The sequence below is a fragment of the Pseudomonas sp. 8209 genome, assembly GCF_028682105.1.
Lineage (GTDB): Bacteria > Pseudomonadota > Gammaproteobacteria > Pseudomonadales > Pseudomonadaceae > Aquipseudomonas > Aquipseudomonas palmensis.
The window spans coordinates 1-25189 of sequence record NZ_JANIAH010000004.1; the positions used below are offsets into that span (position 1 = coordinate 1).

The window sequence follows — 25189 nt, forward strand, 5'->3', positions numbered from 1 at the left end:
GTTGGTGGCGGCGTCGGGCGATATCGATATCAAAGCGCTGAAAGACAGCATCAACCTGTTGGCCAAGCTCGACATCAACGCCAATGCCGACCGCATCACCCTCACCGCCAAGACCGAACTGGTGGTGCAGGGCGGCGGCAGTGCCACCACCTACAACGCCAGTGGCATCACCCACGTGACCACCGGGCCGTACACCGCGCACGCGGCGAACTTCGCCCATGTGGGGCCCAAGAGCCTGGCCGGGACCTTTCCCGAGCCGCCCAAACCGGGCAAGGGCAACCTGGAGCTGTTCAACCTGTACGCCAATGCCAAGGGCATCCAGGCCGGCGATTACGAAGTGACCGATGCGCTGGGCACGGTGCTCAAGGGCAGCCTCGATGGCCAGGGGTTCAATGCCGTATCCGGTGTGGCACCGGGGCCGGCGTGGGTCAGGTTTGGTCTCGATACGGTCAACACCTGGAGCCTTGGCAGTTTTACCAAGGGCCTGCCCTGGCCGAGCCTGTCGGCCCTCGAAGAGGGCACGCCGTCGATGCTCGGTGCGATGCTCGACAAGCTCAAGCCTGATGTTGGCGGCAGCCTGATCGAAGAGGCCAAGCAACTCGCCGGCAAGGGCATGCATGCAGCAAAGGCCGGCAGTGACTTGCTCAACACCGGCCAAAGCGCGCTCCAAGGCATGCAGCAGATGCGGGGCGCAATGCAGGGCGGCATGGGTGGGCTGGCACAGCGGGTCAGCGCTTCCAGTGCCGTCGGTTCTACGCTGCCTGCCGCCTCGGCCGCGCTGAGTGCGGCGGGCCTGGCCGGCCTGCCAAGGTTGCCAGTACCCAAGCTGGCTGAACTCAAGGCTCACAGCCTGAACACTGTTACCGATTTGCTGCCAGGTGAACTGATCTCATGACTGAACATACCTACGCTTGCGACGACCACTCCCGCGCCTCGCAGGTAGCCATCACCCCGCTTCGCGAAATCCACATAGAAGACGTTGGTCGTGGCGCCGTGGTCTTCGATGCCTGGCTACGTGAGGTCAGTGCCAGTTTTGCCACCCTCGAGCGCATCAGCGGTGTCGCCGGCAGTGTGCCCATGGCAGGCAATATCATTGCCTTGGTCGACGCGCTGGGTGATGTTGTCGCGCTGGCGCGCAGCAACGTACCTGAGCCCTTTGATTGCGCGAGCTTCGGGCTCAACCTGATCGGTCTGGTGGCTTCCCCTGCGAGCATGACCGCAGCACGCATGGCCTTGCGCCCGATGTTGTTCATCGTGCGCCAGGAGGGCAAGCGGGCGCTGGGTGATGCGCTGATGGAGCTGATGGCGGGCCACTTGAATGCTGACATCGTCGGTAGCCTGGATGACTTCGTCGAGCAGTCCCAGGGCAATCTCAAGGAGGCGTTGGCCCAGGCAGCAATCCTGGGCGAACAGATCATTCTCGACATCGCCTCAGGCCTCGGTGCTTTGGTTGCCGGCACTGCTGTGGGTGTGGCCAGCCCGGTCTCGGCGCCAGCTGGAAGCCGGCTTGTCCACGACCCGACGGCGAGCATCGACAACTATCTCCGGGCAGCCTTTGATGCCTACCAGGCGGCCGGCAAAGGCATGACCAGTGCTGCTGTGAGCGTTGCACTGGGGGACGAGGGCAAAGCTGGCCTACTGGCGCAGATTGCGCGCCTGCGGGAACTGGCGCCACAGGTGCGTGCTGAAATCCTTGAACTTTCCGATCCCGGCCGCCCTTGCTCCATTGAAGGCCTGCGCATGAAGCTGGCCAGCAGCGTAGAGCAATGGCGCACGCGCAACCCCCAGGTTGTGGTGGCCAACGTCAAGACCGCAGCCATCAGCACGGCCCAGCACCAGGCTGCCGACGGTAAGGTCGAAACGCAGAAGATGCAGAGCCCGGCGAGCCTGGAGGCCAACCAGTGCAAGAATGGCGCGCCCACCAGCACGTGCAACCGCATCAACTTCGCCTCGGGTAGCGAGACGCTTCAGCACACCGACTTCAGCCTGCCGGGGCCGTTTCCGATCGTGTGGACGCGTACCTATCATTCGCGCCTCGATGCCCTCGACAGCGCCAGCCTGGGCGCACGCTGGATCACCGAATTCACCACGTGCATCGATGTGCTGGATGACGGCGTGCTGTTCCACGACGTGGATGGCCGCAGCCATGCCTACCCGCTGCCCAAGATCGGTATGTCGCACTATGACCCGGTGGAGTACAACGCCCTGGTACGCACCACCGACAGTCAGCTGATTCTCATGCGCGGGCTGGGGCGCAGGGAAACCTATGAGCGGGCAGGGGGGCGCTTCCTCCTCACGCATATCGTGCTGCGCAGTGGTGCAGGAGCCATGCTGCATTACGAGCACCGTCATCAGGGGCGCCCGGTACTCTCGGACATCAACACCTACCAGGAGAATGACCCTGCCAAGGTACACCTGCAACTCGGCACCGTGCTTGACGGGCATGGCCGTATCCAGGGGCTCTGGCAGGTGGTCGATGGCAAGCCGCTGCGCCAGCTCTGCGCTTATCACCACGACCGGCTTGGCGACCTGGTAAGCGCCCAGGACGAGCATGGCGCTGCCTGGCAGTACGCGTACCAGCACCACCTGATCACGCGTTATACCGACCGTACCGGTCGTGGTCTCAACTTGCGCTGGGACGGCAGCGGCCCTCGCGCCAGGGCCGTGCACGAATGGGCAGACGACGGCAGCTTCGAGACTCGTCTCACCTGGGATGAACACATTCGCCTGACAACGGTGACTGACGCGTATGGCCAGCAGACCCGTCACTATTACGATGCGCAGGGCTACACCTATCGTATCGAGTACCCGGATGGGCGCTCGGAGTGGCTGTTTCGCGACCAGCGCAAGAACCTGATTCGCCACCTTCATGCCGACGGCAGCCAGGATCGTTTTGCCTACGACGAGCGAAGCAACCGGCTGCAACACATTCGTGCCGACCATAGCGTGGTGCATTACGCGTACAGCGACGATGATCAGCTGATCAAGGTTCGGGATGCTGAAGGTGGGCTGTGGCGACGGGACTACGACGAGCGCGGCAACCTGGTAGAGACGGTCGACCCGCTGGGCAACAAGACCGAGTTTGCCTACACCGCCACAGGCCAGGTCAAGGCAATCAAGGATGCTCACGGCAACGAGAAAAAACTCGGGTACAACGAGGCCGGGCAGATGCTCGAATACACCGACTGTTCGGGCAAGACCAGCCAGTGGCACTACAACGAATTCGGGCAACTGGTGGAAACCGCGAATGCGGCGGGCGACAAGACGCAGTACGAATACAAGGCGGGGCAGTTGGCCAAGGTGATTCATCCAGACAAAACCGAAGAGCGCTTCGAGCGTGATGCCGAAGGACGCTTGCTCGCGCACCTGGATGCGCTGGATCGCTGTACTACCTGGTCCTATACGGCTGCCGGTCTGTTGGCTGAACGGGTGGATGCGAAGGAGCACACGTTGCGCTACCAGTGGGACAGGCTGGGGCGGTTGCTCAGCCTGGAGAACCAGAACGAGCAGTGCGCGTTTTACCAGTACGATCCCATGGGACGTCGAGTGGCAGAAACCGGCTTCGATGGTGTGACCGTCCGTTATCGGTACGACCCCTGCACTGGGCGCCTGGCGAGCAGCCAGGTGGGGCAGCGCCGCATCGATTTGCACCACGACCGCATGGGCCGGTTGATCGAGCGCACAGCGCACCTTGGCGATCAGCGCCAAACAGAGCGCTTTGCCTACGACGGCAATGGCAAGGTGCTGCAGGCGATCAACGACTCCAGCACACTGCAATGGTTCTATGACGACGCGGGCAACCTGACCCGTGAGCACCAGCATTACCTGGCAACGGGTACGCCGATGGTAGCGGTGTGGCTGCACGAGTACGACGCACTCAACCAGCGAATCGCCACCACGCGCCCGGATGGCCACAAGGTCAGCTGGCTGACTTACGGCAGCGGCCATCTCTTGGGCATGCGACTTGACCAGCACGAAATACTGGCTTACGAGCGCGACGATCTGCATCGCGAAGTCGCCCGCCATCAGGGCAACAAACTGACGCAAACGCAGGTATGGGACGCGCTAGGGCGTCCGCAAGAACAGTTGCTCACCAGTCATGACGGCCAATCCATTCTGTGCAAGCGCGAGTATCAATACGACCCGACCGGTCAACTGACAGACATCCTCGATACCCGTCGTGGTCACCTGGCCTACCAGTACGATCCGCTAGGCCGCCTGCTGCAGGCCAACAGCCGCCTGGGTGAAGAAACCTTTGCCTTCGACCCGGCCGGCAACCTGACGGACAAGGCGCGGCAACTGCATCGCCCGCTGGATAACGATGCCAGCTCCCACAAGGTGATGGACAACGTGCTGCGCGAATACGCGGGCAACCACTACACGTATGACGAGCGCGGTAACCTTGTGCAACGCTTGCACAACGGTGTGCCTGCCCACTTCAGCTGGGACTTGTTCAATCGCCTGGTGCGCTACAGCGACGACAGGCTCAGTGTGGAATACAGCTATGACGCCCTTAGTCGGCGGTTGCACAAGCATGCCGTCGCCCATTACAAGGACAAGCCCGAGGCCGGCACCGGCTGGAATGCAATGCAGCGCAGCAAGCGTCAGCGCGAGCTGCACTGCGGTTCCACGCTGTACGGATGGGACGGCGAAACCCTGGCCTGGGAAAGCGCATTGCCCCTCGACGAGGGCGACACAGGCCGTACCGTTCACTACCTCTACGAACCGGGTCGCTTCGTGCCGGTGGCTCAAGCGTTGCACAAGCGCTCGATACGCCTGCTCAGGCAACCCGACTGGCAGGGCCGTCAATACGACATCGACCAGGACCCGCTCTGGCAGGCACTGCCCACTGCGCCAGCGTTCGACGTCATTGCCTGGTACCACTGCGACCACCTGGGCACGCCAATGGAGATCACCGACCACAACGGCAATGTTGCCTGGACGGGGCAGTACAAGGTGTGGGGTGAGGTTCGTGAAGAGCGCTCGTCGTGGGCCGCGCAGCATGGCGTGGGCAATCCGATTCGTTTTCAGGGGCAATACCACGACCCTGAAACGGGGCTGCATTACAACCGATTCCGTTACTACGAACCCCGCATGGCGCGCTATGTGTCGAGAGACCCGATCGGGATGCTGGGTGGGTTGAACGTGTACAGCTATGTGAGCAACAAGCCTGTTATGCGGGCTGACCCGTTGGGGCTGTTCGACCTGAACATGCCCGGCGTCGCGGAGCGCGCTTCACTGGGAAGTTGGATGTTGCAGAATGGTGCGACACCGGATGAGGTTTCCCGGGCGATGGCGCCGCCGCGGGCCAAACCTATTATGACTGGGGAGTGTAGGGCTTCTGCTACTGCTGCGGTAGGCACGGGCGTCTCGTTCGGTATGAGTGCAAACGAAAAAACCGGTGCGGCGGGGCAGGTGGCTATACCCGTTATGAGTGTAGGTGCTCGTGCGACTGCTAGTTGCGGTTTCAAATTCTCTGATCCTGACTCGAAGTCGTTGCCGGCGGCGGCGGGAGTTGGGGTAGCGCTAGGTATCATCCAGATTGATGTCACGCAGACCTCGACGTGGCCAGAACTGTATGTAGGTTTCGGGGCAGGAGTGGGGCCTGAGATCAAGACGCCTGCCAGCCCCGCTGTTTCAATTCCATTGTTCTAGGTGGTTTATGTGTGATGTATTGCAGTTCTTCCGTATTTTTTTATTTGTCCTCGGTGGGGTGTTTGTGGCGGCATCCGTCATTTATGCCAATCATTGTTGCAAGAAAAAAGGTATCAATATGAATACCTTTTCAGGCCTTTTTGAAATGTGGGGCATGGTCTTTAGGTTTGAAAACAAAAAACTGTCGATATTGATGCTGACAGCCGCCTTTGGGGGGCTGTGCGTAGCAGTCATTATTCTCGTGTTAACTTTGTGGGGGCAGAGCCAGGGGTGCATTTTTCCAATCAATGACAGATCAATGCGTTAAGCATATGGACCGGAAGCCATCATGTGGTTTGGAGTTTTCTGATCCTGATGCAAAGGAGTCAACGTAGGTGTGGGAGTAGGAATGGCGTTGATTCAGGGTTGTTTTAGGCAACCCTCAACCAGTCCGAGCTTTATGTTTATAGGGGTGGCCCTGAAGTTAAAGCTCCTGCCGGCCCAGGTGTTACGTTTTTTAGGTAGTAGGTTATGTGCGGCGTAATACAGTTCGTTCGGATTTTTTTGTTTGTTATTTGTTGGGTTTTGTTGGTTTCTGCTGTGTTGTATGCAAGCGCGTACAGTAAAAAAAATGGCATCAACATGAGTACGTTCTCAGGTATGTTAGAGGTGTGGGGCAAGGTTTTTAAGTTTGAGAGCAGGAAGCTGTCCATCCTCCTGCTGACTGCGGCCTATGGGGGGGCAGCTATAGGTATCGTTACTCTTGCGTTGACAGTATGGGGGCAGAGCCATGGGTGCGACTTTAAACTTAATTATAGATCAATGCGGTAAGCAATCAAGTTGATGAAAGGCGGAGTGTAGGTAGGGGCTTAGGTAGTTGCCGAGGGCGCATGATCCTGATCAGGTTTAGGCGAAGGTACCGCGTCGAAGGCGCAACGCATTAAACTGCCGCCGACAACCGCCACTGCTACATTAACAAGTGACCCTTAGATGACGACATTCACTTATCAGGACGGCCAGTACGTCGAAGTTGCTGGGGCGCACCTCTATTCCTCACTGTAATAATTCCACTGAAGGATTGAGGGTGTATTGTGTGTTTTTGGATGGCTTTATTGATAGAAACAATTTTCTGGTTTTTGTTTGGGGTGGTTTTTTTAACGGTTTTTTATGCGAATTCTTACTGCAAGCGTAATGGCATAAATATGAATACCCTAGCAGGGCTTTTTGAGATTTATAGGCATGCTTTTTCATTTAAAAATAAGATGCTTTCGTGTGTGGTCCTTACAACTGTTTACGGCGGAGCAGCCGCAGGAGTCGGGCTAGCTTCTCTGGTGTTTTACGCGCGATCTCAGGGGTGCGCGCTTGATGTAGTGGTTCACTTAGGGTGAGTGGAAGTGGAAACAAGAGCTGAAGTTTGGCTCGGCAAGTGCTTTTGCTGGTGCGTGTTTGGCGCCGAAGAACTGTGCTTTAAGTCTGTGCTTTGTAGTTGATGGCTGGTTTGGTGGGTGGGCCATATTTCAGCAGTGCCATGCGGTGATGTAACGCAGTTCGCTTTATGGTCAATGTTCTATCTTGGTGGGCGAGCTTGGGCGTACTGAAAGTTTATATATTGTTTAGGGTGTGCCATTATAAATGTGTAGCATGATCCAGTTTTTTCGCATTTTTTTGTTTGTTTTTTGTGGTCTGCTCATGGCGGTTGCGGTGATTTACGCAAACCAATGCTGCAAGAAAAAAGGCATCAACATGAATACTTTTTCTGGCATGCTTGAAATGTGGGCGATGGTTTTCAAGTTTGAGCATAAAAAGCTGTCATTCATCATGTTGACTGCAACCTATGGCGGGGCACTCATGATTGTCGCTATTTTCGTACTGACCCTTTGGGGGCAGAGTAAGGGTTGTGTTTTTCCGATCAATGACAGGACGATGCGTTAAGCAAAGGACTTCATACATGGCAATGAGGGCATCGGGGGTACCGCGTCGAAGGCGCAACGCATTAAACTGCCGCCGACAACCGCCACCGCGACACAAACAAGGGACCCTCAAATGACGACATTCACTCACCAGGACGGCCAGTACGTCGAAGTTGCCGGGGCACGCCTCTATTGTGAACAGCAAGGCAACCCACAGGGCCCGGTACTGGTTTTTCTGCACGGTGGCTTTGGCGACATCGAAACCTTCAATGCCATCACGCCAGCCCTGGCCGAACGTTATCGCCTGATCGGCATCGACAGCCGCGGCCAGGGCAAATCGACCCTGGGGCACCTGCCGCTGACCTACCAGCGTTTGCAACTGGATGTGGAGGCGGTTGCCCGGCAGTTGGGGCTTGAGCGCTTCAGCCTCGTCGGCCACAGCGATGGCGGCATTGCAGCGCTGCGCATCGCGGCTGCCGGGAGTGCTGGCATCGACAAACTGGTGACGATCGGTGCCCACTGGCAACTGAAAGCGGATGATCCCGTGCGCGGCATGTACAGCCGCGTGACCGGCGCGCGCTGGCGTGAGCTGTTCCCGCACAGCTACGAGCGCTACCTGCAGTTGAACCCCGAACCCGATTTCGACCGCCTGGCCGTGGCGTTGCGCGAGCTGTGGCTGGATTCAGGCGAGCAGGGCTACCCGAATGAAACGGTGTGCGGCATCACCGCCGATTTGCTGGTGATTCATGGCGATCAAGACCGCCTGGTAACGCGGGCCAACGCCTGCGAGCTGGCCGATCGGGTGGCGAATGCGCAATTGCTGAACATCCCGTTTACCGGGCATTCGCCGCACGAGGATCACCCCCAGTGGGTAATGCCTGCGCTCAAGGCACTGTTGGGCCTGTAACATGACGCTGCCGTTTGCGCGCCGCGCGGCTTGATCCGGCCTTAAGTGTCAAGGAGCACCCACCATGCAAGGCTTCCATTGCGCCACCTGTGGCGAGTATCACGACGATCTGCCCACCACCTTCGGCGCGCCAGCCCCTGCCGCCTGGTATGACCTGCCGGAGGCAGAGCGCGAGCAGCGTGCGCCACTGTCCAGCGATCAGTGCATCATCGATGACACCCACCACTTCGTGCTCGGGCGCCTGGAAATCCCGATCATCGGCTCACCCGAGCCGTTCGTGTGGCTGACCTGGGTGACGGTCAGCGAGGCGGATTTCTACCGCACCAGCGAACTGTGGGAAACCCCAGGTCGCGAGCGCGAACCACCGTATGCGGCACGTGTGCAAAGCGAGTTCCCCTATGAGGTTTCGACCCTCAACCTCAAGGCTACGCTGCAGACCCAGGCCCTGGGCGACCGCCCGCTGGTGTTCGTGGACGCGGGCGATCACCCGCTCGCCCTGCAGCAAAACACCGGCATCACCCACGATCAGGCTCGGCAACTGGCCGAACGCTGCCTGCATCCGTGAACAGGCCAGCGCCTCACGCACTGTCAGTTACGGTCATTAACTTGTAACTTTCGGTCATTGAGCCTCACTTCCAGGCGCATTACTGTCCCTCACAGATAACCGACGGGCCCCGCTGCACGCAGCGAGGCGCCCGCATTCCGTGATCAGTTCGCTGTGGAGTTCACCATGACCGCCGCTCAATACCCGCACCTGCTTGCCCCGCTGGACCTGGGCTTCACCACCCTGCGCAACCGCACCCTGATGGGCTCGATGCACACCGGCCTGGAAGAGAAGCCCGGCGGTTTCGAGCGCATGGCGGCATACTTTGCCGAGCGCGCCCGTGGTGGCGTCGGCCTGATGGTCACCGGCGGCATCGGGCCCAACGAAGAGGGCGGGGTATACTCCGGCGCGGCCAAGCTGACAACGGCCGAAGAAGCGCAGAAGCACCGTATCGTTACCCAGGCGGTGCACGAGGCTGGCGGCAAGATCTGCATGCAGATCCTCCACGCCGGGCGCTACGCCTACAGCCCCAAGCAGGTGGCCCCCAGCGCGATCCAGGCGCCGATCAACCCGTTCAAGCCCCGCGAGCTGGACGAAGAGGGCATCGAGAAGCAGATCCAGGACTTCGTCACCTGCGCCACGCTGGCCCAGAGCGCCGAGTACGACGGCGTCGAGATCATGGGATCCGAAGGCTACTTCATCAACCAGTTCCTGGCCGCCCACACCAACCATCGCACCGACCGCTGGGGGGGCAGCTACGAGAACCGTATGCGCCTGGCCGTGGAGATCGTGCGCCGGGTGCGCGAAGCGGTCGGCCCGAACTTCATCATCATCTTCCGCCTGTCGATGCTCGACCTGGTGGAAGGCGGCAGCAACTGGCAGGAGATCGTGCAGCTGGCCCAGGCCATCGAGCAGGCCGGCGCCACGCTGATCAACACCGGCATCGGTTGGCACGAGGCGCGTATCCCGACCATCGCCACCAAGGTGCCGCGTGCCGCGTTCAGCAAGGTCACCGCCAAGTTGCGCGGCGCGGTGCAGATCCCGCTGATCACCACCAACCGCATCAACACCCCGGAAGTCGCCGAGCAGATCCTTGCCGAAGGCGACGCCGACATGGTGTCGATGGCACGCCCATTCCTGGCCGACCCGGACTTCGTCAACAAGGCCGCCGCCGGGCGCGGCGACGAGATCAACACCTGCATCGGCTGCAACCAGGCCTGCCTGGACCACACCTTCGGCGGCAAGCTGACCAGTTGCCTGGTCAACCCGCGGGCCTGTCATGAAACCGAACTCAACTACCTGCCGGTGGCCCAGCCCAAGCGCATTGCCGTGGTCGGCGCCGGCCCGGCCGGCCTGGCCGCCGCTACCGTGGCCGCCGAGCGTGGCCACCAGGTGACCCTGTTCGACTCGGCCAGCGAGATCGGCGGGCAGTTCAACGTGGCCAAGCGCGTGCCGGGCAAGGAGGAGTTCTTCGAGACCCTGCGCTACTTCAAGCGCAAGCTGCAGACCACCGGCGTGGAGCTGTGTCTGAACACCCGCGTCAATGTCGAGCAACTGGTGGAGGGCGGCTACGACGAGATCATCCTTGCGACCGGCATCGCGCCTCGCCTGCCGGCCATCGACGGTATCGATCACGCCAAGGTGCTGAGCTACCTGGACGTGCTGCTGGCGCGCAAGCCGGTGGGGCAGAAGGTCGCGGTGATCGGTGCCGGCGGCATCGGCTTCGATGTGTCGGAGTTCCTGGTGCACCAGGGCGTTGCCACCAGCCAGGACCGCGAGGCGTTCTGGAGGGAGTGGGGCATCGACACCCGGCTCGAAGCGCGCGGCGGCGTGGCGGGCATCCAGGCCGAGCCCCATGCTCCGGCGCGCCAGGTGTACCTGTTGCAGCGCAAGAAGACCAAGGTTGGCGACGGGCTGGGCAAGACCACCGGCTGGATCCACCGCACAGGCCTGAAGAACAAGCGGGTGCAGATGCTCAACAGCGTCGACTACCTGAAGATCGACGACGCCGGCCTGCATATCCGTATCGCCGAAGGCGAGCCGCAGGTACTGGCGGTGGACAACGTGGTGATCTGCGCCGGCCAGGACCCGCTGCGCGAGCTGCAGGATGGCCTACTGGCCGCCGGGCAGTCGGTGCACCTGATCGGCGGCGCGGACGTCGCCGCCGAGCTGGACGCCAAGCGCGCGATCAACCAGGGTTCACGCCTGGCGGCCGAGCTGTAAAGCGGTGGCGCGGGTGCGCTGGTAGACTGCGCGCTCCCGTTCTGCCGAGCCTGTTCGATGTCTGCCGCTTTCGATGACCTGCCACTGGCACCCCTGCAACCGCTGGCCCTAGGCTGGCTGGCGCGCGCCGGGGTCGAGGTGGCAGTGCTGCGTCTGGACCTCATCGACCCGCTGATCAGCGGCAACAAATGGTTCAAGCTGCAGGGGCACCTGCGCCTTGCCCATGCCCGTGGTGCCCCGGGGGTGATCAGCCTGGGCGGCGCCTATTCCAACCACCTGCATGCCCTGGCGGCGGCCGGCAAGCGCTTCGGCTTTGCCACGGCCGGGCTGTTGCGTGGGCACCCGCACAGCAACCCCACCGTGCACGACCTGCAAGCACTGGGCATGCATCTGCACTGGCTGGGGTACGCCGGTTACAGGGCGCGGCATCAGGCGGATTTCTGGCAGCCCTGGCAAGCCCTCTACCCGGCATGGCATTGCGTGCCCGAAGGCGGCGCGGGACCACTGGGCACCGAAGGCTGCGCACAGATCGTGACCCAGGCGCGGGCGCAGCTGGCGGCCGTGGGCTGGGCCGATTACGACGCCTGGTGGCTGGCGGTGGGCAGCGGTACCACGCTGGTGGGGCTGGCCCAGGCCGAAGCGGGCGCCCACCCGGTGCACGGCGCGCTGGCCGTGCCGCCGGGGCATGGGGTGGAAGGTGAGGTCGAGGTGCTGGCGCCGGGCACTTACCGCCTGCACGACGCCAGCCGGGGCGGCTTTGCCAAGGTCGACCCGGCCTTGCTGGCATTCATCCAGGCCAGCGAGGCCGAATCGGGCCTGCCACTGGAACCGCTGTACACCGGCAAGGCGTTGTTGGCCCTGCAGGAGCGTGTGCTGGCTGGCGCGTTCGTGGCCGGCACGCGGCTGATCTTCGTTCACACCGGCGGCTTGCAGGGCCGCCGCGGGTTCGCCTAGTCAGTCACCTTTTTGCGGCAGCATGCGCAGCAGGGTGTTATCGCGGACCACGTAGTGATGGTAGAGGCCGGCCAGTGCGTGCAGGCCGATCAGCCAGTAGCCCAGTGCGCCGAACCACTCGTGCCAGCCCTTGACGAACTTGGCCAGGTCGGTGTCCGGTGCTACCAGGGCGGGCAACTCCAGGCCGAAGAACGGGATCGGCTTGCCAGCCGCGCTGAGGATCACCCAGCCGGCCAGCGGCAGGCCGATCATCAGGGCGTACAGCGCCCAGTGCATCAGGTGCGCAAGACCCGTCTGCCAGGCCGGCGGCTTGGGTTCGATGCGCGGGGTGGGGTGGGTGACCTTCAGGATCAGGCGCAGCCATACCAGCACGAACACGCTCAGGCCGAGCATGAAGTGCAGGCTTTTCATCAGGTCGCGCTCGGCGCTGTCCTTGGGGAAGATGCCGCGCAGTTCGATGCAGGCGTATACCACCGCCAGCAGAATCAGCATCAGCCAGTGCAGGGCGATCGACAGGCTGCCGTAGCGTGCCTGCGTATTGGTCAGGGTCATGGTGGTTCCTCATATCGGTCAATCAGGTCAATGGCCGCGCTCTTGATGGCGCTGTGCGGATAACTCTAATCGCTTGCGCGTGCCCTGCACCTGCGCTGGGGCAAAAAAGTGTGCTAGCGGGCCTTCAGACCCTTGCCGAGCAGGTAGTCGACCAGTTGCGGGTCCTCGATACGGATGGCCAGGTCCATCAGGTCGCTCCTGTCGTCGGCCAGGCAGTAGGGTTTGTGCGGGTCGCAGTAGGTGCCGGTGCTGCTCATGCCGCGCTCGAGCAGCACGCTGAGGATGTCGTAGCTCACGTGCGGGGCGTGGGGCCCGTCGCGACCCTGGCGCGAAAGCTCGACCAGGATCGCTTCCATGGTTTCGCTGCCGGCCTCGGGCAGTGGCAGATGGCGGGCGACGGCCCGGCGCGTGGCGCTGTGCTCGGTCAGCACTGCGGCGTCGAAGGCGTCCATGTTGCTGTCGCTGCGCGTGAAGTAGGAGGTGTCGGCGCCGGCCTTGACCAGGGCGTCGATCAGCGAGGCATCGGCGCCCTGGGCGATGGCCAGCAGCAGCGGGCGTGGGTTGTGGTAGTCGCCGGCTTCCACCGGCGCGCCCTGGGCCAGCAGCCATTCGATGGTGGCAGTGGGGTGGTTGTGCTTGATGGCCGTGGACAGCAGCGATTCGGGGTAGTCGCCGAGCCCGACCATGGCCGGTAGCGCGGCACGCAGGTGTTGCAGCATGGCCAGCGAGGCGTTGTTTTCGAGTGCGAGGTGAAAGGCCGTGGTATTGCGGGTGACCACACCGGGTGGATACTCACCGGGTTGGCTGCGCGGGGCCAGCCACGTGTCCAGGTCGGTGGGCGTCGCCTGGCGCCAGAAGCTGTCGCTCAGCAGGGCGAGGTCGTTGTCCTGGTCCAGACCTGGGGCAGGCGCTGCGCTGGCACTTGCGGGCCAGGCCAGGGTGACGGCGAGCGCCAGGGCGAGAAGATTGCCGGGCACGGGTGGGTTCCTTGTGCGGGTGCTGGGTGAGGGGGGCGAGGTTAGCAGAATGTTGTCAGCGCTGGCCCCTTCGCCGGCAAGGCCGGCTCCCACGGGGGCGTACGTTCATGTGGGGGCCGGCCCAGCCAGTGCATGCTAACCCGCCAGGTTCGGCCAGGCATCGGCCACCAGAAACAAGCGTTGGGCCTCTACCCAATCCCCGCTATCCCCTGGCACCAGCCGCACCAGCAACTGCGCGGGGGCCATCGGGTCCAGCGCTTGCAGCCAGGCCTGGAACTGTTCCGTGCCCCAGGCCTGTTCCTGCGTGTACCGCGCCGGCGCCAGCCATGCCTGGCGCGGCAACGGCTGCCAGCGCCCGGGGTCGGCCTGCGCCGCAAACCGGGCCCAGTCGCGCTGATGCAGCCAGCGCCCGCGCAAGTGCTGCGGGTGCGCACCCGCCGGAGGCTGCGCCGTCCCCGGCCATGGATACAGCAGATACCCGCCCAGCCAAAGCTGAGCCGTGAAGCTGTCTATGTGCAGCGCCGCCAGCGCCTCGCGCCCCTCGGGCCGCGCCGAAATCGGCAGTTGATGGTCGTTCAGGTGCGCCAGCTTGCGGTCCAGCCGGTCATGGCAGCCTGGCCCAAGCCACTGCGCCGGGTTACGCCCGTCACCGTGCTGCGGGCCCAGGTACAGCTTGATGGCCAGCTCCAGGTGATGCACCCCGTCGCGGTCACGCAGCAGGATGTCCAGCTCGCCCAGGGTGTGCCCGCCGTCGCGGATCGGCAGGTTGGCCGCCAGCAGCTCCACCCCCGGAGCATGGCGCAACGCGAACTGCCACAGCCGCTCGTAATACAACCCCAGGCGCCGGCTGGCGGCCTGTGCCAGCCAGGTCTGCAGGTCACGGCTGTCGTGGTCCAGCGCCAGCAGCCAGTCGCGCAGCAGCGCCGGTGCGGCCACCCAGTCGCTGCCGGCCAACGGGTGGCGTTGCGGCCAGGGCGTCACTGCGAGCATGGGGGGCGCAAGGATTACCCACGCCAGGTCCCGCACCGGGGGCTGGCGCAGGCGGTTGGGCAGGTCGCAAAGGTCGGTAAAGGGCATCATCCTGCGAGCATAGCCGCCCGCCCCGGCGCCTTGTGCAAAAAACTGCGGCGTTTGCCGCTGCCCGGCGCTTTCGCCCATAATCAACGCTTTGGCCAACCGGCCCATTCAACGCCGCAGTGCCCCGCAGGAGCCCCATGGAGCAATTTCGCAATATCGGTATCATCGGCCGCCTTGGCAGTTCGCAGGTGCTCGATACCATTCGCCGACTGAAAAAATTCCTGCTCGAGCGGCACCTGCACGTGATCCTCGAGGACACCATCGCCGACGTGCTGCCCGGCCACGGCCTGCAGACCTCCTCGCGCAAGCTGCTGGGCGAGGTGTGCGACATGGTCATCGTGGTCGGCGGCGACGGCAGCCTGCTGGGCGCCGCCCGCGCACTGGCGCGCCACAACATCCCGGTACTGGGCATCAACCGCGGCAGCCTGGGGTTTCTCACCGACATTCGCCCCGACGAGCTCGAGGTCAAGGTGGCCGAAGTGCTCGACGGCCACTACCTGGTGGAAAACCGCTTCCTGCTGCAGGCCGAAGTCCGCCGCCACGGCGAGGCCATCGGCCAGGGCGACGCGCTCAATGACGTGGTGCTGCACCCTGGCAAGTCCAACCGCATGATCGAGTTCGAGATCTACATCGACGGCCAGTTCGTGTGCAGCCAGAAGGCCGACGGCCTGATCGTCGCCACACCGACCGGCTCGACCGCCTACGCGCTGTCGGCCGGCGGACCGATCATGCACCCCAAGCTCGACGCCATCGTGATCGTGCCCATGTACCCGCACACGCTGTCGGGACGCCCGATCGTGGTCGATGGCAACAGCGAGCTGAAGATCGTGGTATCGCGTGACCTGCAGCTGTACCCGCAAGTCTCGTGCGATGGCCAGAACCATTTCACCTGTGCCCCCGGCGACACCATCACGGTGAACAAGAAGCCGCAGAAGCTGCGCCTGATCCACCCGCTGGACCACAACTACTACGAGGTCTGCCGGACCAAGCTCGGCTGGGGCAGCCGTCTGGGTGGTGGAGGCGACTGATGCTCGATCCCGCGCGCAGTTACGACCTGATCGGCGATGTCCACGGCTGTGCCCACACCCTGGAGCGTCTGCTCGACGCCATGGGGTACAAGCGTCAGAGCGGGGTGTGGCGACATGCGCAGCGTCAGGCGATCTTCCTTGGCGACATCATCGACCGCGGCCCGCGCATTCGCGAGGCCCTGCACATCGTGCACGACATGGTCGAAGCCGGTCAGGCCCACTGCATCATGGGCAACCACGAATTCAGCGCACTGGGCTGGACCACGCCGGCGCTGCCGGGCAGCGGCAAGCAGTTCGTGCGCGAGCACAACCCGCGCCATGCGCGGCTGATCGAAGAGACACTGACCCAGTTCGCCGACCACCCCCACGACTGGCACGACTTCCTCGGCTGGTTCTACGAGCTGCCGCTGTTCATCGATGCCGGACGCTTTCGCGTGGTACATGCCTGCTGGGACGCGCGCCTGATCGAGCCGCTGCGCCAGCAGCATCCGGACGGGCGCATCGACGAGCATTTCGTGCAGGCCTCGGCCGTGGCCGGCAGCTTTGCCCACACCGTGTGCAACCGGCTGCTGCGCGGCACCGACATGCGCCTGCCCGACGGCCTCACCCTGACCGGCGGCGACGGCCTGACCCGCGCATTCTTTCGCACCAAGTTCTGGGAGGAAGACCCGCAGACCTACGGCGATATCGTGTTCCAGCCCGATGCGCTGCCGGCCGAAGTGGCCAATGCGCCGCTCAGTCGCAGCCAGAAGAACGCGCTGCTGCGCTACGGTGACGACGAGCCGCTGCTGTTCGTCGGCCATTACTGGCGCAGCGGCCGGCCCGCACCCATCCGCGCCAACCTGGCGTGCCTGGACTACAGTGCGGTGCTCTACGGGAAGCTGGTGGCCTATCGGCTGGATGATGAAATCCGCATCGACCCGCACAAGTTCGTATGGGTGGATGTCGAACGGCCGGAGGCCAGTCAATGAGTGCGGCAATGGTGATGCGCCTGCCCCTGAGCGTCGACCTCAACGGCTTTGTCGAGCTGCTCAAGCGCCTGCAGGTGCCGCACCGGGTCTCGGAGGAGGGCGAGGAGCAGGTACTGTGGACCGCCGACTACCTGGTGGAAGATGTTCGCCAGCTGTACCAGCGCTATCCGGAGGGCAATGCCGATGTGCAACTGCCGCCCCTGGCGCAGCCCCCGGCCCCACCGCGCCCGAGCCTGGCCGCGCAGGCGAAGGCCAGCAAGGCCACTGCAGCGGTGTTGCTGCTGTGCGTGGTGGTGGCGGCACTGACCGGCCTGGGCGACAACTTCGCCACCTTGAGCTGGCTGACCTTCCTGGATTTTCGCGTACAGGGCGACTACCTGTATTTCACCCCGTTGCTGACCAGCCTCGATGCAGGCCAGTGGTGGCGCTTGTTCAGCCCGATGCTGGTGCACTTCGGCATCCTGCACCTGGCCATGAACGGCCTGTGGTACTGGGAGCTGGGGCGGCGCATCGAGCTGCGTCAGGGCACCCTGGCCTTGCTGTCGCTGACCCTGCTGTTCAGCCTGGTGTCGAACGTGGCGCAGTTCGTGTTCGGCGGGCCCAGCCTGTTCGGCGGCTTGTCCGGGGTGCTGTACGGCCTGCTCGGGCACATCTGGCTGTACCAGTGGCTGGCGCCGAACCCGGTGTATCGCATGCCGCGTGGCGTGCTGGTGATGATGCTGGTATGGCTGCTGCTGTGCCTGTCCGGGTTGATCACCCTGCTCGGCTTCGGCGCCATCGCCAACGCCGCCCACGTGGGTGGGCTGTTGGTCGGCTGCCTCAGCGGGCTCTTGGGCGGGGCACTGGCCCGGCGTAAACTGTCAGCTTGATTTTTGGAGACGCTATGTCCACTTTTGCGCAAATGATCGAAAACATCACCCCGGAGATCTACGCCAGCCTGAAACTGGCCGTGGAAATCGGCAAATGGTCCGACGGGCGCAAGCTCACCGCCGAGCAGAAGGAGCTGTCGTTGCAGGCCGTGATCGCCTGGGAGATGCAGAACCTGCCCGAAGACCAGCGTACCGGCTACATGGGCCCGCAGGAATGCGCCTCCAAGTCTGCGCCGGTGCCCAACATCCTGTTCAAGTCGGACGCGATCCATTGATCGAACTCGGCCGTGGTTCCATCAGCAAGATGACGGCGCGCCTCGAGCAGCCGGTCGTGCAATACGCGTTTCGCCTGGGCGACGTCGAAGTGCCGGTCAACCCCCTGCTGGGCAAGACCGTGCGTCTCGAATACCTGGGCGCGATCCACTGTACTCACTGCGGGCGCAAGACCAAGACCAGCTTCAGCCAGGGTTACTGCTACCCGTGCATGACCAGGCTGGCGCAATGCGACACCTGCATCATGAGCCCCGAGCGCTGCCACTACGAGCACGGCACCTGCCGTGACCCGGCCTGGGGCGAGCAGTTCTGCATGACCGACCACGTGGTGTACCTGGCCAACTCGTCGGGTATCAAGGTCGGCATCACCCGCGCCACCCAGCTGCCCACGCGCTGGCTCGACCAGGGCGCCAGCCAGGCCCTGCCGATCGTGCGGGTGGCCACCCGGCAGCAGTCCGGGCTGGTCGAGGACCTGTTCCGCAGCCAGGTGGCCGACCGCACCAACTGGCGCGCACTGCTCAAGGGCAACGCCGAGGCGGTCGACCTGGTGGCCGTGCGCGAGCAGTTGTTCGACAGCTGCAGTGAAGGTTTCAAGGGCCTGCAGGACCGCTTCGGCCTGCAGGCGATCCAGCCGCTGACCGACGTCGAGCCGATTGAAATCAGCTACCCGGTAGAGGCGTACCCGAGCAAGATCGTGAGCTTCAACCTGGACAAGAACCCTGTCGCCGAAGGCACCCTGCTGGGGATCAAGGGCCAGTACCTGATTTTCGATACCGGCGTGATCAATATTCGCAAGTACACGGCCTACCAGCTGGCCGTGCATCAGTAAAAGGACCGCCACATGCGTACCGAACAGCCGCAAGTGATCTACCTCAAGGACTATCAGGCACCCGAGTACCTGATCGACGAGACGCACCTGACCTTCGAACTGTTCGAGGACCACAGCCTGGTCCACGCGCAGTTGGTCATGCGCCGCAACCCGGCGCGCGGTGCCGGCCTGCCGGCGCTGGTGCTCGACGGCCAGCAGCTGGAACTGCTCAGCGTGGCGCTGGACGACCAGCCGCTGGGCGCTGACGACTACCAGCTCGACGACAGCCACCTGACCCTGCAGCCCACTGCCGAGCGCTTCACCCTGGACACCAGCGTGAAGATCCACCCCGAGACCAACACCGCGCTCGAGGGCCTGTACAAGTCCGGCGGCATGTTCTGCACCCAGTGCGAGGCCGAGGGCTTTCGCAAGATCACCTACTACCTCGACCGCCCGGACGTGATGAGCACTTTCACCACCACGGTGATCGCCGAGCAGCATCGCTACCCGGTCCTGCTGTCCAACGGCAACCCCATCGGCAGCGGGCCGCAGCAGGACGGTCGGCACTGGGCCACCTGGGAAGACCCGTTCAAGAAACCGGCCTACCTGTTCGCACTGGTGGCCGGCGACCTGTGGTGCGTCGAAGACACCTTCACCCGCCAGTCGGGGCGCGACGTGACCCTGCGCATCTATGTCGAGCCGGAGAACATCGACAAGTGCCAGCACGCCATGGTCAGCCTGAAGAAGTCCATGCGCTGGGACGAAGAGGTGTATGGCCGCGAATACGACCTGGACATTTTCATGATCGTGGCGGTCAACGACTTCAACATGGGCGCCATGGAGAACAAGGGCCTCAACATCTTCAACTCCAGCTGCGTGCTGGCGCGTGCCGAGACCGCCACCGATGCCGCGCACCAGCGGGTCGAGGCGGTGGTGGCCCACGAGTACTTCCACAACTGGTCGGGCAACCGCGTGACCTGCCGCGACTGGTTCCAGCTGTCGCTCAAGGAAGGCTTCACGGTGTTCCGCGATTCCGAGTTCAGCGCCGACATGAACTCGCGCACGGTCAAGCGCATCGAGGACGTGGCCTACCTGCGTACCCACCAGTTCGCCGAAGACGCCGGCCCCATGGCCCACGCCGTGCGCCCGGACAGCTTCATCGAGATTTCCAACTTCTACACCCTGACCGTGTACGAGAAGGGCTCGGAAGTGGTGCGCATGGTGCACACGCTGCTGGGTGCCGAGGGCTTTCGCAAGGGCAGCGACCTGTACTTCGAACGCCATGACGGCCAGGCCGTGACCTGCGACGACTTCATCAAGGCCATGGAAGACGCCAACGGCGTCGACCTGACCCAGTTCAAGCGCTGGTACAGCCAGGCCGGCACGCCGCGCCTGAACGTTAGCGAGGCGTACGACGCCGCTGCCCAGACCTACAGCCTGACCTTCAGCCAGAGCTGCCCGGCAACCCCGGACAAGGTCGAGAAGCAGCCATTCGTGATCCCGGTCGAACTGGGCCTGCTCGATGCCCAGGGCAACGACATTGCCCTGCGCCTGCAAGGCGAAACGCAGGCGGGCGCGACCACGCGGGTGCTGTCGGTGACCGAGGCCGAGCAGACCTTCACTTTCGTCGACGTGGCCGCCAGGCCGTTGCCGTCGCTGCTGCGCGGCTTCAGTGCGCCGGTCAAGCTGAGCTTCCCGTACGACCGCGACCAACTCATGTTCCTGATGCAGCACGACAGCGATGGCTTCAATCGCTGGGAAGCCGGCCAGCAACTGTCGGTTCAGGTCTTGCAGGAACTGATCGCGCAGCATCAGCGCGGTGAAGCCCTGGTGCTCGATCAGCGCCTGGTCACTGCCCTGGGCAGCGTGCTGGCCAACGAGGCACTCGACCAGGCCATGGTCGCCGAAATGCTCTCGCTGCCGAGTGAGGCCTACCTCACCGAAATCAGCGAAGTGGCCGATGTGGACGCGATTCACGCGGCCCGCGACTTTGCCCGCCAGCAACTGGCCGAGCAACTGTTCGACGGGCTGTGGGCGCGCTACCAGGCCAACCGTGCGGTCTCGCGCGAAACCGCCTATGTGGCCGAGGCCGAGCACTTTGCCCGGCGCAGCCTGCAGAACATCGCGCTGTCGTACCTGATGCTCACGGGCCGGGCGCAGGTGCTGGAGGCGACGCTCGAGCAGTTCGAGGCGTGCGACAACATGACCGAACGCCTGACCGCACTGGCCGTGCTGGTCAATTCGCCGTTCCAGGAAGAGCGCGCCAGGGCCCTGCAAAGTTTTGCCGAGCACTTCAAGGACAACCCGCTGGTGATGGACCAGTGGTTCAGCGTGCAGGCGGGTAGCCCGTTGCCGGGCGGCCTGGCGCGAGTGCGTGGGTTGATGGAGCACCCGGCGTTCACCCTGAAGAACCCGAACAAGGTGCGCGCGTTGATCGGTGCGTTCGCCGGGCAGAACCTGGTCAACTTCCATGCGGCCGATGGCTCGGGTTATCGCTTCCTGGCGGACCTGGTGATCGAACTGAACGGCTTCAACCCGCAGATCGCCTCGCGCCAGCTGGCGCCGCTGACCCGCTGGCGCAAGTACGATGCCGCGCGCCAGGCGCTGATGAAGGCCGAGCTGGAGCGCATCCGCGGCTCGGGCGGGCTGTCCAGCGATGTGTTCGAGGTGGTGAGCAAGAGCCTGGCCTGAGGTTGAGGGCAGGTTGAACAGGGGGCTGGCCTTTTCGGGGCAGCCCCCTTTTTTATGATGAAGGTGCGGGCGGACAACGCGACATCCACGACCCAGAGGCCGCGCTTAACAAAACATAACGCGTTGTACGTTGTCATCCATTTCCAAAGCCTGCTAGCTTGAGGCCAGCATTCGCGGGGCTCTAGATTGCCGCTTCCAGCCCCGCCAGTAGCACCGAATAACAATAATGTGGGAGAGGACTATGAATGTATTCACGGCCAGCGTCTTGCTGAGCCTGGGCCTGGGGCTGTTCGCCGCAACCGCCGGGGCTGCCGATGACGGCCCGACACCGCAGACGGTGTATTCACAGACCTCTAACAAGGCCTCCCACAGCCTGCTGATCGACATCGCCAAGGCCGGGCCGCGCCTGGTGGCGGTGGGCGAACGCGGGCATATCCTCTTCTCCGACGACCAGGGCCAGAGCTGGACCCAGGCCCGCGTCCCCAGCCGCCAACTGCTCACTGCCGTGTACTTCGCCGATGCCAAGCACGGCTGGGCGGTGGGCCATGATGCGCAGATCCTCGCCAGCAGCGACGGCGGCGCCACCTGGAGCAAACAGTTCGAAGACCCGTCCCGCGAATCCCCGCTGCTGGATGTCTGGTTCCTGGACTCCCGGCACGGGCTGGCCGTGGGGGCCTATGGCAGCCTGTTCGAAACCACCGACGGCGGCGCGCACTGGCAGGACGTCGCAGAGCGCCTCGACAACCCTGATCAGTATCACCTCAACGGCATCGCTGCCGTGAAGGACGCGGGCCTGTTCATCGTGGGCGAGCAGGGCAGCATGTTCCGCTCCCGCGATGCCGGGCAGACCTGGGAACACCTCGACGGCCCCTACGAGGGCTCGCTGTTCGGAGCGATCGGTACCGCCCGCGCCGATACCCTGCTGGTCTACGGCCTGCGCGGCAACCTGTACCGTTCCAGCGATTTCGGCAGCACCTGGCAGGCCATCGCGCTCCAGGGCGAGCGCGGTGCGCTCGAATTCGGCCTTGCAAGCGCTACGCTACTCGAAGACGGCAGCCTGGTGCTGGTGGGCAACGGCGGCAGCGTGTTGCGCAGCACCGATGACGGCCAGAGCTTCAGCGTGTTCAACCGGCCCGACCGCATCGCCCTTTCGGGCGTGAGTGGCCAGGCCGATGGACAGCTGATCCTGGTCGGCCAGGGCGGGGCACGCCTGGCTACCGCCACCGGCGCCGCGAGGGCGCAACCATGAGCAGTCAGGAGTCGTTCAACATGCAGCACAACCAGGACAAGGCGAGCCTGCTCGAGCGCCTGATATTCAACAACCGCCCGGCGGTGATCGGCATCTGTGTGCTGGTGAGCCTGTTCCTGTTCTGGCAGGCCATGCTGATTCGCCCGTCCACCAGCTTCGAGAAGATGATCCCGCTGGAGCATCCGTTCATCCAGAACATGATCGAGCACCGCAACGACCTGGCCAACCTGGGCAACACCGTGCGGATCTCGGTGGAGGCCAAGGACGGTGACATCTTCAGCAAGGCATACATGGAGACCCTGCGCCAGATCCACGACGAGGTGTTCTACATTCCTGGCGTCGATCGTTCGGCGCTCAAGTCGCTGTGGAGCCCCAGCGTGCGCTGGACCGAGGTGACCGAGGAGGGCTTCGCCGGTGGCGAGGTGATCCCGCAGACCTACGACGGTTCGCCCGACAGCCTGGAGCAACTGCGCAACAACGTGCTCAAGTCCGGTCAGGTCGGCCGGCTGGTGGCCAACAACTTCAAGTCGAGCATCGTCGATGTGCCGCTGCTCGAATCCTACCCCGACCCCAACGACCCGGGGCGCCAGATCAAGCTCGACTACCAGGCGTTCTCGCACCAGCTCGAAGACCTGATCCGCAACAAGTTCGAGGCGCAGAACCCCAACGTCAAGATCCACATCGTGGGCTTTGCCAAGAAGGTCGGCGACCTGATCGACGGCCTGATGATGGTGGTGATGTTCTTCGGCATCGCCCTGGTGATCACCTGGGTGCTGCTGTACTGGTTCACCTGGTGCATCCGCAGCACCATTGCCGTGCTCATCACCACCCTGGTGGCGGTGGTGTGGCAACTGGGGCTGATGCACGCGGTGGGCTTCGGGCTCGACCCGTATTCGATGCTGGTGCCGTTCCTGATCTTCGCCATCGGTATCTCCCACGGGGTGCAGAAGATCAACGGCATCGCCTTGCAGTCCAGCGAGGCCGAGAACGCGCTGACTGCGGCGCGGCGTACCTTCCGCCAGCTGTTCCTGCCGGGCATGATCGCCATCCTGGCCGATGCGGTGGGCTTCATCACCTTGCTGATCATCGACATCGGGGTCATCCGTGAACTGGCCATCGGTGCCTCGATCGGCGTGGCGGTGATCGTGTTCACCAACCTGATCCTGCTGCCGGTGGCGATCTCCTATGTGGGCATCAGCAAGAAGGCCATCGAGCGCAGCAAGAAGGATGCGACCCGCGAGCATCCGTTCTGGCGCCTGCTGTCCAGCTTCGCCAGCCCCAAGGTGGCGCCGGTGTCGGTGCTGCTGGCGCTGGCGATGTTCGGTGGCGGCCTGTGGTACAGCCAGAACCTGAAGATCGGCGACCTCGACCAGGGTGCGCCGGAGCTGCGTCCGGATTCGCGCTACAACAAGGACAACGCCTTCATCATCGACAACTACTCCACCAGCTCCGACGTGCTGGTGGTGATGGTCAAGACCCCGACCGAAGGCTGCTCGGTGTACAAGACCATGGCGCCGGTCGACGAGCTGATGTGGAAGATGGAGAACACCCCCGGGGTGCAGTCGGCGATCTCGCTGGTGACCGTGTCCAAGCAGATGATCAAGGGCATGAACGAGGGCAACCTGAAATGGGAAAGCCTGTCGCGCAACCCGGACATCCTCAACACCTCGGTGTCGCGTGCCGAGGGCCTGTACAACGCCGACTGTTCGCTGGCGCCGGTGCTGGTGTTCCTCAACGACCACAAGGCCGAGACCCTCGACCGCGTGGTGGATGCGGTCAAGGCATTCGCTGCCGAGCATGACCAGGAGGGCCTGGAGTTCCTGCTGGCGGCGGGCAACGCAGGGATCGAGGCGGCCACCAACGAGGTGATCCGGTCGGCCGAGCTGACCATCCTGATCCTGGTGTACCTGTGCGTGGCGGTGATGTGCATGATCACCTTCCGCTCGTTTGCTGCCACCCTGTGCATCGTGCTGCCGCTGGTGCTGACCTCGGTGCTGGGCAACGCGCTGATGGCGTTCATGGGCATCGGCGTCAAGGTCGCGACCTTGCCGGTGGTGGCGCTGGGCGTGGGCATCGGCGTGGACTACGGGATCTACATCTACAGCCGCCTGGAGAGCTTCCTGCGCGCCGGCCTGCCGTTGCAGGAGGCCTACTACCAGACGCTGCGCTCCACCGGCAAGGCGGTGCTGTTCACCGGGTTGTGCCTGGCGATCGGGGTGTGCACCTGGATTTTCTCGGCTATCAAGTTCCAGGCCGACATGGGCCTGATGCTGACCTTCATGCTGCTGTGGAACATGTTCGGCGCGCTGTGGCTGTTGCCGGCGCTGGCACGCTTCCTGATCAAGCCGGAGAAGATGGCGGGCACCCAGAGCAAGTCGATTTTCGCGCACTGACACACTGCGTCGTTTTCATCGCGGGTCAAGCCCGCTCCCACAATGACTACCGCGGTCCTTGTGGGAGCGGGCTTGACCCGCGATGCTTTTAAGGTTGGGGTATCATGCGTGTTTAATCAGGGATACCCC

19 protein-coding genes are annotated in these 25189 nt (G+C 63.4%); 16 read left to right on the forward strand and 3 right to left on the reverse strand.

The features are described 5' to 3' along the window. The 8 genes from NP552_RS09245 to NP552_RS09280 all read left to right on the forward strand — a co-directional run. Positions 1-895, forward strand: an 895-nt coding sequence (locus NP552_RS09245; RefSeq protein ID WP_274096660.1) for a DUF2345 domain-containing protein, incomplete at its 5' end; no start/stop codon positions are given. Next, positions 892-5655: an RHS repeat-associated core domain-containing protein gene (locus NP552_RS09250; protein WP_274096661.1), complete on the forward strand. Its 4764-nt coding sequence runs from the start codon at positions 892-894 to the stop codon at positions 5653-5655. The genes NP552_RS09245 and NP552_RS09250, both read left to right, overlap by 4 nt. 7 nt (positions 5656-5662) lie before the next feature. Then, on the forward strand, positions 5663-5962 hold the full coding sequence (locus tag NP552_RS09255) for a hypothetical protein (RefSeq protein ID WP_146095030.1): 300 nt from the start codon (positions 5663-5665) through the stop codon (positions 5960-5962). Positions 5963-7275: 1313 nt separating this feature from the next. After that, positions 7276-7566 (forward strand): hypothetical protein, encoded by a 291-nt coding sequence (locus tag NP552_RS09260; protein WP_274096662.1) that lies wholly within the window; start codon positions 7276-7278, stop codon positions 7564-7566. A gap of 111 nt (positions 7567-7677) precedes the next feature. After that, positions 7678-8451, forward strand: coding sequence for an alpha/beta fold hydrolase (locus NP552_RS09265; protein WP_274096663.1), 774 nt, complete (start codon positions 7678-7680; stop codon positions 8449-8451). Positions 8452-8515: 64 nt separating this feature from the next. After that, a complete protein-coding gene (locus tag NP552_RS09270) occupies positions 8516-9016 on the forward strand; it encodes a DUF2199 domain-containing protein (RefSeq protein ID WP_043864646.1) in 501 nt (166 codons plus the stop codon). A gap of 165 nt (positions 9017-9181) precedes the next feature. Further along, positions 9182-11218 (forward strand): NADPH-dependent 2,4-dienoyl-CoA reductase, encoded by a 2037-nt coding sequence (locus NP552_RS09275; RefSeq protein WP_054916686.1) that lies wholly within the window; start codon positions 9182-9184, stop codon positions 11216-11218. Positions 11219-11275: 57 nt separating this feature from the next. Further along, entirely contained in the window at positions 11276-12172 is an 897-nt protein-coding gene (locus NP552_RS09280) for a 1-aminocyclopropane-1-carboxylate deaminase/D-cysteine desulfhydrase (RefSeq protein ID WP_054916685.1), read from the forward strand. Here the strand turns inward: NP552_RS09280 and cybB are convergent, their stop codons facing one another. From cybB to NP552_RS09295, 3 genes are all read right to left on the reverse strand, one after another. After that, positions 12173-12724 (reverse strand): cytochrome b561, encoded by a 552-nt coding sequence (cybB, locus tag NP552_RS09285; protein WP_058541353.1) that lies wholly within the window; start codon positions 12722-12724, stop codon positions 12173-12175. A gap of 113 nt (positions 12725-12837) precedes the next feature. Next, positions 12838-13701 carry a hypothetical protein gene (locus NP552_RS09290; RefSeq protein WP_274096664.1) on the reverse strand — a complete coding sequence of 288 codons (864 nt, stop codon included), beginning with the start codon at positions 13699-13701 and terminating at the stop codon, positions 12838-12840. 135 nt (positions 13702-13836) lie between these two features. Further along, complete coding sequence (locus NP552_RS09295) at positions 13837-14781, reverse strand: DUF1853 family protein (protein ID WP_274096741.1); 945 nt, start codon at positions 14779-14781, stop codon at positions 13837-13839. A gap of 134 nt (positions 14782-14915) precedes the next feature. Between NP552_RS09295 and NP552_RS09300 the strand changes: the two genes are divergently transcribed. From NP552_RS09300 to NP552_RS09335, 8 genes are all read left to right on the forward strand, one after another. Next, positions 14916-15806: an NAD(+) kinase gene (locus NP552_RS09300; protein WP_043864641.1), complete on the forward strand. Its 891-nt coding sequence runs from the start codon at positions 14916-14918 to the stop codon at positions 15804-15806. Beyond that, a complete protein-coding gene (locus NP552_RS09305) occupies positions 15806-16777 on the forward strand; it encodes a metallophosphoesterase (protein WP_274096665.1) in 972 nt (323 codons plus the stop codon). The genes NP552_RS09300 and NP552_RS09305 overlap by 1 nt, the downstream gene beginning before the upstream one ends. Next, positions 16774-17646, forward strand: coding sequence for a rhomboid family intramembrane serine protease (locus NP552_RS09310; RefSeq protein ID WP_274096666.1), 873 nt, complete (start codon positions 16774-16776; stop codon positions 17644-17646). The genes NP552_RS09305 and NP552_RS09310 overlap by 4 nt, the downstream gene beginning before the upstream one ends. Before the next feature lie 14 nt (positions 17647-17660). Next, entirely contained in the window at positions 17661-17921 is a 261-nt protein-coding gene (locus tag NP552_RS09315; RefSeq protein ID WP_054916681.1) for a YeaC family protein, read from the forward strand. Then, positions 17918-18748: a DUF2797 domain-containing protein gene (locus NP552_RS09320; protein WP_043864637.1), complete on the forward strand. Its 831-nt coding sequence runs from the start codon at positions 17918-17920 to the stop codon at positions 18746-18748. The genes NP552_RS09315 and NP552_RS09320 overlap by 4 nt, the downstream gene beginning before the upstream one ends. A 12-nt stretch (positions 18749-18760) precedes the next feature. Next, entirely contained in the window at positions 18761-21418 is a 2658-nt protein-coding gene (pepN, locus tag NP552_RS09325; protein ID WP_274096667.1) for an aminopeptidase N, read from the forward strand. Between the two features lie 241 nt (positions 21419-21659). Next, a complete protein-coding gene (locus NP552_RS09330; protein ID WP_274096668.1) occupies positions 21660-22667 on the forward strand; it encodes a WD40/YVTN/BNR-like repeat-containing protein in 1008 nt (335 codons plus the stop codon). After that, entirely contained in the window at positions 22664-25060 is a 2397-nt protein-coding gene (locus NP552_RS09335) for an efflux RND transporter permease subunit (RefSeq protein WP_043864634.1), read from the forward strand. The genes NP552_RS09330 and NP552_RS09335 overlap by 4 nt, the downstream gene beginning before the upstream one ends. The last annotated feature ends 129 nt before the right edge of the window (positions 25061-25189 follow it).

Bases quoted from the DNA above. Each gene is read 5' to 3' on its own strand.
- NP552_RS09250 (WP_274096661.1), top strand. From the start codon at position 892: ATGACTGAACATACCTACGCTTGCGACGACCACTCCCGCGCCTCGCAG.
- NP552_RS09255 (WP_146095030.1), top strand. From the start codon at position 5,663: ATGTGTGATGTATTGCAGTTCTTCCGTATTTTTTTATTTGTCCTCGGT.
- NP552_RS09260 (WP_274096662.1), top strand. From the start codon at position 7,276: ATGATCCAGTTTTTTCGCATTTTTTTGTTTGTTTTTTGTGGTCTGCTC.
- NP552_RS09265 (WP_274096663.1), top strand. From the start codon at position 7,678: ATGACGACATTCACTCACCAGGACGGCCAGTACGTCGAAGTTGCCGGG.
- NP552_RS09270 (WP_043864646.1), top strand. From the start codon at position 8,516: ATGCAAGGCTTCCATTGCGCCACCTGTGGCGAGTATCACGACGATCTG.
- NP552_RS09275 (WP_054916686.1), top strand. From the start codon at position 9,182: ATGACCGCCGCTCAATACCCGCACCTGCTTGCCCCGCTGGACCTGGGC.
- NP552_RS09280 (WP_054916685.1), top strand. From the start codon at position 11,276: ATGTCTGCCGCTTTCGATGACCTGCCACTGGCACCCCTGCAACCGCTG.
- cybB (WP_058541353.1), bottom strand. From the start codon at position 12,724: ATGACCCTGACCAATACGCAGGCACGCTACGGCAGCCTGTCGATCGCC.
- NP552_RS09295 (WP_274096741.1), bottom strand. From the start codon at position 14,781: ATGATGCCCTTTACCGACCTTTGCGACCTGCCCAACCGCCTGCGCCAG.
- NP552_RS09300 (WP_043864641.1), top strand. From the start codon at position 14,916: ATGGAGCAATTTCGCAATATCGGTATCATCGGCCGCCTTGGCAGTTCG.
- NP552_RS09305 (WP_274096665.1), top strand. From the start codon at position 15,806: ATGCTCGATCCCGCGCGCAGTTACGACCTGATCGGCGATGTCCACGGC.
- NP552_RS09310 (WP_274096666.1), top strand. From the start codon at position 16,774: ATGAGTGCGGCAATGGTGATGCGCCTGCCCCTGAGCGTCGACCTCAAC.
- NP552_RS09315 (WP_054916681.1), top strand. From the start codon at position 17,661: ATGTCCACTTTTGCGCAAATGATCGAAAACATCACCCCGGAGATCTAC.
- pepN (WP_274096667.1), top strand. From the start codon at position 18,761: ATGCGTACCGAACAGCCGCAAGTGATCTACCTCAAGGACTATCAGGCA.
- NP552_RS09330 (WP_274096668.1), top strand. From the start codon at position 21,660: ATGAATGTATTCACGGCCAGCGTCTTGCTGAGCCTGGGCCTGGGGCTG.
- NP552_RS09335 (WP_043864634.1), top strand. From the start codon at position 22,664: ATGAGCAGTCAGGAGTCGTTCAACATGCAGCACAACCAGGACAAGGCG.